The following is a 12,533-nucleotide window of genomic DNA, read 5'->3' on the forward strand; positions in this document are numbered from 1 at the left end:
AGGCAGAGGGCAGAAGGCAGAAGGCAGAAGGAAAGAAGTATTAATAAAAACTTTAGTTCTGGGTTATTGCCCAGTTAAAAAAAAGAATTGTATCGAGCGGAAAGTGCCACGAGATACAAAGCGTCCAAGATCAATCCCACGTTTTTAAACGTGGGTTCCAACTGAGCCTCCTGCCTTCGTACTTCTGCCTTCTGAATGGGCTGCCAATACTGTTCGGTTAAGGCAAGAGACGCGATGAATCGGCGTCTCTACAATAATCAGTCTTTTGTAGAGACGCCGATTTATCGCGTCTTTGAGATTTATAATTTTCATCAAAAAACCTTAACCGAACGGTATTGACTGGGCTGCTAGATCCCCGACTTCTTCAAGAAGTCGGGGATCTAAACACCACTAACCTCTCAAAACTTTTGGGACAGACCAGTAGTTGCTGATACAGCAATCCTAAATAGACATCTCCGAAAAAGAATTGTTTTGACGTAGCAGTGCTACTTCTCTACAAGGGTTCTGGGTAACGCATATTTAATTTCTGGAGATGTCCCAATACTGTTCGGTTAAGGCAAGAGACGCGATAAATCGCCGTCTCTACAATAATCAGTTCCTTGTCTTGACGGCGATTTATCGCGTCTTTGTGATCTATAATTTTCATCAAAAAACCTTAACCGAACCGTATTGGGAGATGTCCAATGAGTTGTGAACAAAAAGACCCCCGACTTCTTCAAGGATTGTATCCTTAAAGAAGTCGAGGTTATGAGACTAGATATTAAGAAGATTTGCTGACTGAAAGACTTTTACAATTTCTGGCCTGCGTAAATCGATCGCACTTCGCCGTTACGCCGGATGACTGCTTCGCCGTTACTGACATCTACTAGTGTCCAACCGCTTGAACCGATACTTTCACCCATATTGATGCGGCGAGTCACGCCATCAATTTTAAACAAAGCGGCAGATTTATTGCCCAACTCGAGCAATCCCTCTAAGGTATTACTCGGAGCCTCTGCGATCGCAGTTTGCGGATATACTTGTTGCTGGGTAACGGTTGGTTCTGACTCTGGGGCAAGTGCATCACGTAATGGAACTACTGGTAATGCAGGCAGAGGCTTAGGTGTCTGCCGCACGGTAATGGGTGCATTTTTCCCGGCCACAGGCTTGAATTCAGCTTGTACAGCGGCAGCTAACATATTAACGGTTACAGGCTTGGCAGCTTGCCGCACTGTATTTAGGGCAGTGTTCACAACATTAGGTTGAGATCCCTGTAATACACTGGCAACTTGTGGTAAAAGTGTAGAAGTCCCAGGAATGGCTGGAAGGGCGTAGCGCATTGGCGACGGCGCTTGATAAACAGGAACGTAGATGCGCTCAACAATACTCCCAGAACGGTTGGAGGCTGATGATGTATTGTTACCTAGAAGTGGAAGTGCTGGCAGATTACCTGTTGTTTGCTCGTTACCAAGGGCTATTTGGTTACTATTTGCCTGACTGGAGAATCCCCGACTGAAAGATTTTTGATTGGGTGTTGCTCCTTGCTTATCTATGACTGCTAGTGATTGGAGCATATAGTCAACTAACTCTGCCTCAATTTCTGTTTTGACAGGCAAATGTGACTGCGATTGTGTCAATAGAAGCGCTGATTCAGGCAATTTGGCATTTAAAAGATATACAACTCCAGACTGCACCAGGTAAATCATACCTGCGATCGCCACGCCTAAAGTTGTTCCCACCATCAGCAGTTTGCCCCAAGCCGGCCTAATTTTCTGACGCTTTCTACTAACTGCTCTCACAGCGCCGTTTTCAAATACAAAGGTACTCAATTGCTTATGCTGATCTTGAGCATCTGACTGATTTAGGCTGTTTGGTACAATAATCTGCGGTATTGTAACTGTTTGTAGAGGCACATATCCTGGAGGTGACTGGCGTTGAGCTTGGGCAGAAACCCCAGCAACAGAGTAGTGCCTAACAGCTTGAGAAGGCAGATTACCACTAACATCCAGAATGTAGTCGATATCGGCAAAGAGTTCATCCATGAGGCCATCAGCATAGTTTTCTATCGACCAAGGCTCGTTGGCGATTAAGTCTTCTGATGGTTCTGGTACTATGAGACGGGTGCTGGCTTCTTGTAACATAGACGTTCTGGGTTGTTGCTAGGACGGGGAAACGCCGTCTCTACTGCCTGGAAATTGGGATTATTCTTAAAGAGAGAATAGGGAACCGACAACAGGAAACAGGTGGTCTCTTACTCCCGGACAGGGAACATGAAATAGAAAAACTGTTCTCTGTTCCCTTCTTTGATGAAACATCCAATCCCGATTCTCTTAAGACGAGTTGATTGAGCGTTGGTATTAAACTCAACTTTCATCTGGGGATTGTTGACGATGGCATTACTAAGAGTTATGTCATCTATCATACCAATCTCCCTCATTACTACTATACTCAGTCTTTATGAAGTTGGTGTTAAGCTAACGCTGGAAACTCTTGCTGGTTCTTGGTTCTACGCAATTCTAGATATAATAATAAAGCGTTTATATCTGCTGGGTTTACACCACCTATACGTGCGGCTTGACCAAGGGTGAGTGGTTTTACGTGAGTCAGCTTTTCCCGTGCTTCTTTGGAAAGAGTATCAATTGTTGTGTAGTCCAAATCAGGAGGTAACTGGCGGTGCGCTTGCCTAGCAATTTGGTCAATCTGATGTTGTTGCCTAGCGAGATAGCCAGAATACTTAATGTCAATTTCTGCGCCTTCTTTTTCAGCGCGCTTGAGGTTGGGGTTTCCCAATCCGAATCTGTCGAGGTCAACATAATGGAATCCCGGACGCCGCAGCAAGTCGTTCAGGGTAATTGAACCTTTAATTGCTTGTTGGGTATTAGATGCGATCGCTATTCCTATTTCATCATGTTCTTTCACGCGTGTAGCTTGTAATCTTTGTTTTTCTGTGGTAATATTACCCTGTTTTTCAATAAACATATCCCAACGGCGATCATCAATTAAACCAATTTCCCGTCCCAAGGGTGTCAGACGTTGGTCGGCATTGTCAGAACGCAATATTAATCGGTACTCTGACCTACTGGTAAGCATCCGGTAAGGTTCCCGCAGGTCTTTTGTACACAAGTCATCAACTAGCGTCCCAATGTAACTTTGCTCACGGGCAAACACAATCATTTCTTGAGAGCGAACAAATCGAGCTGCGTTAATTCCCGCCACCAGCCCTTGAGCTGCGGCTTCTTCATAACCTGTAGTGCCATTAATCTGCCCAGCACAAAACAGTCCCGCAATTTTCTTAGTCATCAATGTGGGGTAACACTGAGTTGCTGGTAAATAGTCATATTCCACTGCATAAGCCGGACGCAGCATCACACATTTTTCCAAACCGGGGAGAGTCCGCAACATTTGCAGTTGCAGATTTTCTGGCAAACCTGTAGAAAACCCTTGAATATAAAGTTCGGGTATATCCCTTCCTTCTGGTTCAATAAAGATTTGATGGCTTTCTTTATCAGCAAAGCGGACAATCTTATCTTCAATACTTGGGCAATAACGTGGCCCTTTAGCTTCCACCCAACCACCATAAACGGGCGACAGATGCAAATTTTCCCGAATTAGGCGATGGGTTTCGGCGGTGGTGCGGGTGATATAGCAAGGCATTTGTTCCCGTTCAACCCACACATCGGGGTCAAAACTGAACCAACGCACATCTTCATCCCCTGGCTGAATGAGCATTTTACTATAATCTACCGATCGCTTATCGACCCGTGCCGGAGTTCCAGTTTTAAGTCTGCCGGTTTCAAATCCCAGAAGATTTAAGGTTTGTGTCAATCCTTCAGCTGCAAATTCCCCAGCCCGTCCGGCTGCCATTGATTTATTGCCAACCCAAATTTTGCCTCCCAGGAAAGTGCCAGTTGTCAAGATAACTGCTTTACATTGGAACCCCACACCAAAATAAGTTTCAACGCCAATGACTTCACCGTTAGCACCCAGCACCAAGTCTGTTGCCATACTTTCGCGGATTGTCAAGTTTTCTTGGTTCTCAACAATATTTTTCATCACTGCTGCATATTCGCGCTTATCCGTCTGGGCGCGTAATGCCCACACAGCAGGCCCCCGTGAAGAGTTGAGGATACGTTTTTGCAGGTACGTACGGTCTGCTACTTTACCAATTTCTCCGCCGAGTGCGTCTACCTCATGAGTCAACTGAGATTTGGCCGGGCCACCCACTGCTGGGTTACAAGGTTGCCAAGCAATTTTATCCAAGTTGAGCGTCAATAGCATGGTACGACAACCGAGGCGTGCAGAGGCGAGAGCTGCTTCGCAACCGGAGTGACCTGCACCGACGACTATGACATCAAAAGCGTCTTGAAATTCAACGGAATTGTGCATGGTCATACTTACAGGATCAGCAAGCTGAGAGTTCTTTTCAATTTTAACTGTTCCAGTGATTTCATGGATGTAACTTTCTGCTAAAAAAGTTATCAAACTTACTAGTACTCAAATCAAGGCAGTTTTTATTTTTAAACTTGAGTATTAGGTAAAAAATATAATCTTTTTTTAAATTTTGTGACGACGTTCCGGTTTGTTTATCACAGTTATTGTTCATGTAGTTGGATATCACATAAATTAACTCATTGTTTAATATTGATTTTTCATAAAAACCCATGTTCAGCATCAAGATTTTGTCTGTACTTTAAAATAAAAGTAAACAAGAAATATTTTTAATAAGTCGATTGATTTTACCTTTTAATCAACCAAGAAGCAATTATTTAAGAATGAAACTCACCATCAGTAATAAAATAAATATTAATAGAGCTATCAAAAAAGCAACTTTCATCATGATAGTTATCTTGATGATTTTTGTCTTAGTAGCTAGTAATGAGATTACCCGCCACAAAGTTGCTATAAATGCCCAACCATTAAACGGATGCTTGAGTGCTGATTCATTGCCTTGTACAGATATCTCTAAAAAGACAACATCAGAACCATTTATTCCTGATGCCAAATTAAATAATCAACAGCGTTTTTTATCTGCGATCGCTAGAAAATTACCTACAATTCCTCAGCCTGGTACTTATGAATATACGTTACTACGAACTTATGGTGCAGTCTTTGTAAATCAAGATATTGGGATTAAACTGCCGCAACAAGATATCTTCGCTAATGAAAAAGAAACTCAAGATTTTCAAGCTACTTTAACAATGGGTCATGTTGATGGCACTAACGACTGTTACTTGCAAAAATCGGCGGCTGATGCTTTAAATAAAGCGCGAATACAGCAAAATATTCCGCTAAAATCTGGTTATGGTTCTGGTGATTGTACCCGCACTTTCAACACGAATTTAAGATTTTGGCACAAATATGCTAACGATCAAGTTTTAGCAAAAGTTCAACAGGGTAAAGAAACAAAAATTCTTGGTTTAGTTGCACCTCCCGGAACTTCACAACATCTCTGGGGATTAGCTATTGATTTACGCGTAGGCAGTAAAGAACAAAGAAAAGCTCTGAATCAAAATGGTTGGTTTCAAACTGTAGAAAATGATACTCCACATTGGACTTATGTGGGTTTATCTGAAGATAATTTATCCCTGTTTGGTTTTAAAAAACAAGCTATTCGGGGCATTACTTATTGGATAACGCCACTATGATTGTTAGATAGCATAAAACTTGGCAATACTAATCTAAAACGTTTTATAGCGGTTATCATTCACGTGAGGTACACCCGTAGGGGCAATACCCTGCGGGAAGCCGCTCCGCGTCTACATGAATTGCCCCTACACCTTGCGATATAATGTTGTACCACATCTGAATAGGAACCGCTATACTCGGTAATTTACTTTATATATAGGAATCCAGTTTTTACATCAAAACCCATGAACCAAATTAATCCGGAAACAACTCCCTTACATACCTTAAACCCACTCAACCGATTTTCTGACAGAGCAGAGGATTATGTAAAATATCGACCAAGTTACCCCGGAGATGCAATTGATATTATCTTGGAAGGATTAGGTGAAAATTCACAACTCGTAGCAGCAGATATTGGTGCAGGTACAGGAATTGCTTCAAGATTGTTAGCTGAACGCAAAGTTAATGTCATCGCCATAGAACCAAACGCAGCGATGCGAGAAGCTGCCCAAGCACATCCTTTGATAGAGTTTCGTGATGGAACAGCAGAATTTACCCAACTACCTGATAATTCAGTTGATTTAGTTACTTGTTTTCAAGCTTTCCACTGGTTCAATCCCGAACCAACTTTATTGGAATTTCGCCGTATTTTAAAACCATCAGCACGCTTGGCTGTGGTGTGGAATAATCGAGATAAAGAAGATGCCTTAACTACAGAATATAGCCGACTAGTCCGCGAAGCATCTAATAATCACCCAGCAGAATCTCGAATGGAGTCGGTAGAGCCACTGTTCGTAACTCCTCATTTTATTAACATCCAGGAATATACTTTTACTTATAGGCAACAATTAGATTTAACTGGATTGATTGGACGAGCCAAGAGTGTTTCTTACCTCCCACATGAAGGCTGGGTATACGAACAGCTGATTAACAATTTTCAAGAATTATATCAGCACTTTCGTGATGAGAATGGTTTTGTCTATATGGTCTATCGCACTAGCGTATACCTTGGTGAAGCTATTTAAAAAGAAAAATGGGAATTATAAAAAGTAGAGTGCATTAATTCACTCTCAATAAATATCAGGATTCAGATGGCACAACCAAAATATGAAGGTTATTGCGAATGCAATCCTACCAAATTAGTCAGAGAAAAGTTTGGAGATGTCAATATTTATGCCCAAAATGCAAAATCACTTTTAACAAAAGCTACTGGTTTTATTGGGAATTATGATTTTACTCTCAATCCTTATAGGGGATGTCAATACGGTTGTAGTTATTGCTATGCTGCTGCATTTACCCCTAATGCTCAAATGCGCCAAGATTGGGGAAAATGGGTAATTTTTAAAGAAAATGCTGCTGAGATTTTAGCGAAAGAATTAAAAAAATGGTACGAAAAAAATCCCCAGACTCCTCCTAGCATATACATGAGTAGCGTTACCGATCCTTATCAACCACTTGAGTCTAAACATCACCTAACTCGTCGGTTGTTGGAAGTAATGCTAGATATGGGGATTGACGGTTATCCAACTCCAACTTTGGTAATTCAAACTCGTAGCCCAATTATTACTAGAGATATTGATTATTTACAACGATTTAAGCGATTGCGAATTAATATGAGCATTCCGACTGGGAGTGAATTAGTGAGAAAAGATTTTGAACCGCGATCGCCAAGTATTAAAGCTAGACTAAATGCTATCACAAAAATTAAACAAAGTATTGATTATTTCAAAGGTTTTGTTCCTAAAATTTCTATCACTATTACCCCTCTACTTCCTACTTTAGCAACTGATGAAGTTACTTTTATTGATAAACTAGCTATCGCCGATAGGGTTGTAATTCAAGCTTTTCATGCTAGCCAGAGTCGTTCTCTCATCGCATCAACTCGCCAAGAAGCTGAAGAAATTAAGCAAAAATACGCTTGGTGGTATGAAGATGAGCAATTAAGCTATATGAAATTTAAGGAAAAGTTACTTTCTCGGCTTCCAGGTGTAGAAATTATGGAAGGCAAAGAGGGATTTGGTTATGAATAATCTTATCGTAAATTGGTGGCGAAGTCAGCAGTTCAAATTATCTTTAAAGCGGGGGGATATCCGACGTGCAGTGCAACTATTGCAAGAGATTCAAAAATCAGGCGCAAGATTCTCATGGTTAGAAAAACTATTTAGGGATAAACTTCAACTTGAACGTTATTCCCAAGAATACAAACGACAAACAGAAACTTTAAGTAAACAACTAACAGAAGCATTCCAGCAAAAAGATAATCTCATATTAATCCCAGATGAGGAATTCGTTAAATATATCTATAAGGTTTTTAATTTAATACAGCACGATGAATCTAAACTGCAATCTACTGGTATTGATGAACGTATATTTGATGATTTGGAATCAAATCTAGTTGAATATCTGAAGGAAGAATTTAGTAAGATTCCTGAAAAACAGTTATTTATTAAGCTAGAAGACGCTCTTGAGGATATTAATAACTTAAAAATTGGGCAAGATCCAGACTACCGTTTTAGTCTAACTCCTCATGTCTACTTTATGAAGTATTTTTTAGAGAATGTCTATTGCATATATTTAGCTTGGTTTCTCATTTACCAGGATGCTTTACTACCAAGTAAGGTTAATACCCTTGATATTGCAGCAGGGCCAGGAACAGTTGCTTATGGTTTAGCTTTATTTCTCCAAAGTAGTAGCGATTTTTTTCATATCCCGCAAATGCACATATCTTACTACTCTTTAGAAAAACAAGATGCTTTCCAATTTCGCGGACTTCAGCTTTGGCGACGATATATAGAATCGCGTCTAATGCCAATAAATACTTTCTTCCGCTTTGTTACTACTGATATTTTTACTTGGAAAAGCCAATCAAATAATCTACCCCAAGACTTTTTCGACTTTATCGTAATTTCCCATTGCTTCTTTATAGATAAAGCCAAGAGAGTTGAAGCTAATAATACTTATAAGCAAATATTTGCCACTAGCTTAAAAAATTCAGGTTATATTCTGCTAATTGTGCAAGATAAAAAAATATTCAAGATTTATGATATTCACCAAGTTGAAAACCAAGAACAGGAAAAAAATGTAGTGGATAAATTTCTGGCAGAATTGGGATTAGAGTTAGTCTGGTATAAATATCTAACCTCAACAGGTTCAAGAACACCTTTACCCATTGCTGAATTTGGTAAATTTGCTCGAGAAAAATTACCAAAACAACTGTACATGAGTCCAATACTCCAAAAGTATTTTGCTCAGAAGCATCAGTTACACTATACATTAGATGATTATGTAATCTTGGCTAAAAAATTATTTTGAAGAAGAATTCAGAAGTCAGAATTCAGAATTCAGAATTCAGAATCAAGACGCTCGATAGCGACGCGCAAAGCGAATCCTTGAGCGTCGCTATCAGTCGGGGATTCAAACCCGCGAATTTCTTGTTGACCGCCAAATCGTAGATTTGGTGGGAGCTTGTACCCTATTTCTAATTAGCTTTGCCATTTCCTTGAAAATTTAATAACTGATCGTCATTGACCCAAATTGCTTGTTGAGGCACAGAGATGGAAATTCCCGCTTCGTCTAGGGCAACTTTTAGGCGGCGGCGAAGTTCTCGTGCGACATCCCATTGTTTAAGGGGCTGTGTTTTAATCCAGACACGGATAATCAAACCGCGATCGCCAAATTGATCTATTCCCAAAACTTGCGGCGGTTCCAAAATTTGACGCTGCCATTGCATTTCTTGATTCATTTTATCAGCAATAGTTGCAATCAAATTCAAAGCCTCTTCTGTATCGGCTTGGTAGGCGATGGGAATTGTTAAATCGGCTCGTGACCAACGACTAGAAAGATTGGCAACAATTTTAATTTCACCATTGGGAATCGTGATCAAGCGCCCTTCTGAATCCCGCACTTGGGTCATCCGCAGATTCAGATTTTCTACTAAGCCTCCTACGTCTCCCACAGTAATCACATCGCCTAAAGCATACTGGTCTTCTAAAATAATCAGGAAACCGTTAATCGCATCTTTAATTAAGTTTTGCGATGCCAAAGACAATGCAACACCAACTAAACTCGCACCCGCTAGCAAGGGAACGATATCTATCCCCAAGGATACCAGCGCTAGCAAAAAGGCTACTCCTACCCAAATAGCAGTAGTGATACTTTTAGTCACACCAGAAAATGTGGAAACTCGTAGTTGCAGCCGTGCAGAACTTTCTGGGGTGAGGAAAGCACCACTGCTAATTAGAGTGGAGGCGAAGCGGTCAATCAAGGCGTAGGTCAAACGGATCGCTACGTAGGTTCCCAGGAAGACGATACCTAATCGCAAAGGAAATTGGGCGGCTGTGAGAATTCCTACCTGAAACCCTCGTGTATAGGGAAATAGACCTAAAATAAAGAAGCTTCCACCTCCCCAAATTCCGGCTTGACTTAGCTGAAATAATCGTCTTTTGACTTCTTGCAGATGATTCTTTTGCTGTTGATTTAGTTGTGTTGTAATTACTTGATCTGCTGGTTTTGGGTAGTTGAAGAGTTCCCTTTGGGGTTGGGAGGCAATGAGATTTTCTGAATCCTTTTGAGAACGCTGCTGCCAGCTATATACCCCCCAACTCATGACAATCATTGCCAATCCGATGCCCGCAGCAATTTTACCTTGGTCGATTAAAGATTGAGTTTGCCTTTCTTGCTTTGCTTGTTGCAAGTCTTCTTGTAACGATTCGGCTACTTGATTTGCCGATGTTGATATATCTACCTGTCGGAGTCCAGCATCTTCAGAAGTAACGGTCATCAGATATTGACCGTTGACATAAATTACTGGTAATTCGTTGACTTTCCGAACTTCTACTTTGACTGGCGTTGTTGCTGGTGATTGAAAGTAATTTTGGCCAATTTTCTCCAACTTCTTTTGAATATCTTCTGAACGCTCAGGAAAGTTGGTTTTTGATGCCGCTATTTGAAATAACCGACGACCATCTAAATAAATCCAGCCCGAAACAACTCTGTTATCTGAATCATTACTCACACTGCTGGGAGCTTGCAGTTGCGGTAAAAAAGGAATCTGGGCTGTGGCTTTTGGCACAGATACAACGCCTATGGCTATTGAACTGGCGATGCCTACGGCGGGCAAAGCCAACGCCAAAAATTGAAAGCGCACTCAAACACCTCCTTGAGTAAAATCTACTAGTGACTATTTCTATAACTATCCTCTGCAATATCTTTGGGTAGATGTACCTATCTAAAGTTGAGGTTTTCTTTTTAGACGATGAAATTTCGGTATTTTTTTAGTTGTCTTCTATCTTTAGACAGATGACAAAGTGCTGAAAATCAGGGTTGAAGGTTATAAAAGTCTTACTCTTAACAAAGATAAAACAAAAAAGAAGAACCTGCGAAGGAAGTTGACATTCAGATGATCAAACGTCAAGCTAGTTTTGAAGACTATTAACTAGTAATTTGCTAATTGCCAGCAAAAATCAGCAGTAGTACAATAACCTAGTAGAGTGCGTAAATTTTACGTAGCTTTTTTAATTTTTTGAGGTAACTTTTGATGACCGCAACTTCTCCCCGATTAAAGCACGAGGTTAAAGACCTCGGCCTAGCTGCCTTGGGAAGACAGCGCATTGAATGGGCTGGACGCGAAATGCCAGTTTTGCGGCAAATCCGCGATCGCTTTGCTATCGAGAAACCCTTTGCTGGTTTACGCCTTGTAGCTTGCGCCCACATTACAACCGAAACAGCACATTTGGCGATCGCTCTGAAAGCCGGTGGTGCAGACGCGCTTTTAATTGCTAGCAACCCTTTATCAACCCAAGATGACGTAGCCGCTAGCCTCGTCTTGGATCACGAAATTCCCGTCTTTGCTCAAAAAGGCGAAGATAACGCAACTTATAACCGCCACGTCCAAATAGCTTTAGATCACCGCCCCAACATTATTGTTGATGACGGTAGCGATGTGGTTGCAACTCTGATACAAGAACGCCAACACCAAATTGCTGATTTGATTGGTAGCACGGAAGAAACCACCACTGGTATTGTGCGGTTACGCGCCATGTTTAGAGAAGGCGTTCTCACCTTCCCCGCAGTCAACGTCAACGATGCTGACACCAAGCACTTCTTTGATAATCGCTATGGTACTGGGCAATCAACCCTAGATGGCATTATCCGCGCCACAAATATTTTGTTGGCTGGTAAAAACATTGTCGTCGTCGGTTATGGCTGGTGTGGTAAAGGCACAGCCCTCCGCGCCCGTGGGATGGGTGCTAACGTCATCGTTACCGAAATCGACCCCATCAAGGCAATTGAAGCCGTAATGGATGGCTTCCGCGTACTGCCAATGGCTGAAGCTGCACCCCAAGGTGATATTTTTATCACTGTGACTGGTAACAAGCACGTCGTTCGTGGTGAACACTTCGATGTCATGAAAGACGGTGCGATCGTTTGTAACTCCGGTCACTTTGACTTAGAACTTGATTTGAAATACTTGGCTGCTAATGCTAAGGAAATCAAAGAAGTTCGTCCTTTCACTGAAGAGTATAAGTTGAAAAATGGTAAATCAGTTGTCGTTCTCGGACAAGGACGCTTGATTAACCTAGCTGCGGCTGAAGGACACCCCAGCGCGGTAATGGATATGAGTTTTGCCAACCAAGCTTTGGCTTGTGAATTTTTGGTGAAGAATAAGGGTAAGTTAGCCCCTGGTTTGCACTCAATTCCTGTTGAAGTCGATCAAGAAATTGCTCGGTTAAAGTTGCAGGCTATTGGGATCACGATTGATAGCCTAACAGCAGATCAAATTGAGTACATTAACTCTTGGACAAGTGGAACTTGATAGATTGATTAGTTGATTTTTTGAGGGATAGGCTTTTGGGCTTATCCCTTTTTTTGTATTTTAGGATGCTGAAAGTAGAATCCACAGGGTAGACGCAGAGCGAACAAAGTGAAAG

The 12,533-nt window shown here is 41.4% G+C and carries 11 protein-coding genes; 5 read left to right on the top strand and 6 right to left on the bottom strand.

Annotation, left to right across the window (positions count from 1 at the left end):
- Positions 1 to 144 precede the first annotated feature (144 nt).
- From V7K76_RS34320 to mnmG, 5 genes are all read right to left on the bottom strand, one after another.
- Complete coding sequence (locus tag V7K76_RS34320; protein WP_334776989.1) at positions 145 to 312, bottom strand: hypothetical protein; 168 nt, start codon at positions 310 to 312, stop codon at positions 145 to 147.
- Between the two features lie 181 nt (positions 313 to 493).
- Positions 494 to 646, bottom strand: a complete 153-nt coding sequence (locus V7K76_RS34325; protein ID WP_334776990.1) for a hypothetical protein — start codon at positions 644 to 646, stop codon at positions 494 to 496.
- Positions 647 to 788: 142 nt separating this feature from the next.
- The gene (locus V7K76_RS34330; protein WP_334776991.1) at positions 789 to 2,120 is read right to left on the bottom strand and encodes a hypothetical protein; all 1,332 of its coding nucleotides are present in this window, start codon (positions 2,118 to 2,120) and stop codon (positions 789 to 791) included.
- A gap of 110 nt (positions 2,121 to 2,230) precedes the next feature.
- Positions 2,231 to 2,401, bottom strand: coding sequence for a hypothetical protein (locus V7K76_RS34335; RefSeq protein ID WP_334776992.1), 171 nt, complete (start codon positions 2,399 to 2,401; stop codon positions 2,231 to 2,233).
- Between the two features lie 47 nt (positions 2,402 to 2,448).
- The gene (gene mnmG, locus V7K76_RS34340) at positions 2,449 to 4,371 is read right to left on the bottom strand and encodes a tRNA uridine-5-carboxymethylaminomethyl(34) synthesis enzyme MnmG (RefSeq protein ID WP_334777025.1); all 1,923 of its coding nucleotides are present in this window, start codon (positions 4,369 to 4,371) and stop codon (positions 2,449 to 2,451) included.
- 380 nt (positions 4,372 to 4,751) lie between these two features.
- Between mnmG and V7K76_RS34345 the strand changes: the two genes are divergently transcribed.
- The 4 genes from V7K76_RS34345 to V7K76_RS34360 all read left to right on the top strand — a co-directional run bounded on the left by V7K76_RS34345 (position 4,752) and on the right by V7K76_RS34360 (position 8,916).
- Positions 4,752 to 5,624 (top strand): D-alanyl-D-alanine carboxypeptidase family protein, encoded by an 873-nt coding sequence (locus V7K76_RS34345; protein WP_334776993.1) that lies wholly within the window; start codon positions 4,752 to 4,754, stop codon positions 5,622 to 5,624.
- 225 nt (positions 5,625 to 5,849) lie between these two features.
- Positions 5,850 to 6,629 (top strand): class I SAM-dependent methyltransferase, encoded by a 780-nt coding sequence (locus V7K76_RS34350; RefSeq protein ID WP_334776994.1) that lies wholly within the window; start codon positions 5,850 to 5,852, stop codon positions 6,627 to 6,629.
- A gap of 66 nt (positions 6,630 to 6,695) precedes the next feature.
- The gene (locus tag V7K76_RS34355; protein ID WP_334776995.1) at positions 6,696 to 7,634 is read left to right on the top strand and encodes an SPL family radical SAM protein; all 939 of its coding nucleotides are present in this window, start codon (positions 6,696 to 6,698) and stop codon (positions 7,632 to 7,634) included.
- Complete coding sequence (locus tag V7K76_RS34360; RefSeq protein ID WP_334776996.1) at positions 7,627 to 8,916, top strand: photosystem II assembly protein; 1,290 nt, start codon at positions 7,627 to 7,629, stop codon at positions 8,914 to 8,916. Before V7K76_RS34355 ends, V7K76_RS34360 begins: the two co-directional genes overlap by 8 nt.
- A 166-nt stretch (positions 8,917 to 9,082) precedes the next feature.
- Here the strand turns inward: V7K76_RS34360 and V7K76_RS34365 are convergent, their stop codons facing one another.
- Positions 9,083 to 10,750 carry a mechanosensitive ion channel family protein gene (locus V7K76_RS34365; RefSeq protein WP_334776997.1) on the bottom strand — a complete coding sequence of 556 codons (1,668 nt, stop codon included), beginning with the start codon at positions 10,748 to 10,750 and terminating at the stop codon, positions 9,083 to 9,085.
- Between the two features lie 390 nt (positions 10,751 to 11,140).
- On the opposite strand from V7K76_RS34365, the gene ahcY reads away from it, so the two are divergent.
- Positions 11,141 to 12,418: an adenosylhomocysteinase gene (ahcY, locus tag V7K76_RS34370; RefSeq protein WP_334776998.1), complete on the top strand. Its 1,278-nt coding sequence runs from the start codon at positions 11,141 to 11,143 to the stop codon at positions 12,416 to 12,418.
- The last annotated feature ends 115 nt before the right edge of the window (positions 12,419 to 12,533 follow it).

Source organism: Nostoc sp. (assembly GCF_036917975.1).
Taxonomy (GTDB): domain Bacteria; phylum Cyanobacteriota; class Cyanobacteriia; order Cyanobacteriales; family Nostocaceae; genus Nostoc.

Excerpts from the sequence above, each read along its gene's own strand:
- V7K76_RS34320 (WP_334776989.1), bottom strand. The coding sequence starts at position 312 with ATGAAAATTATAAATCTCAAAGACGCGATAAATCGGCGTCTCTACAAA.
- V7K76_RS34325 (WP_334776990.1), bottom strand. The coding sequence starts at position 646 with ATGAAAATTATAGATCACAAAGACGCGATAAATCGCCGTCAAGACAAG.
- V7K76_RS34330 (WP_334776991.1), bottom strand. The coding sequence starts at position 2,120 with ATGTTACAAGAAGCCAGCACCCGTCTCATAGTACCAGAACCATCAGAA.
- V7K76_RS34335 (WP_334776992.1), bottom strand. The coding sequence starts at position 2,401 with ATGATAGATGACATAACTCTTAGTAATGCCATCGTCAACAATCCCCAG.
- mnmG (WP_334777025.1), bottom strand. The coding sequence starts at position 4,371 with ATGACCATGCACAATTCCGTTGAATTTCAAGACGCTTTTGATGTCATA.
- V7K76_RS34345 (WP_334776993.1), top strand. The coding sequence starts at position 4,752 with ATGAAACTCACCATCAGTAATAAAATAAATATTAATAGAGCTATCAAA.
- V7K76_RS34350 (WP_334776994.1), top strand. The coding sequence starts at position 5,850 with ATGAACCAAATTAATCCGGAAACAACTCCCTTACATACCTTAAACCCA.
- V7K76_RS34355 (WP_334776995.1), top strand. The coding sequence starts at position 6,696 with ATGGCACAACCAAAATATGAAGGTTATTGCGAATGCAATCCTACCAAA.
- V7K76_RS34360 (WP_334776996.1), top strand. The coding sequence starts at position 7,627 with ATGAATAATCTTATCGTAAATTGGTGGCGAAGTCAGCAGTTCAAATTA.
- ahcY (WP_334776998.1), top strand. The coding sequence starts at position 11,141 with ATGACCGCAACTTCTCCCCGATTAAAGCACGAGGTTAAAGACCTCGGC.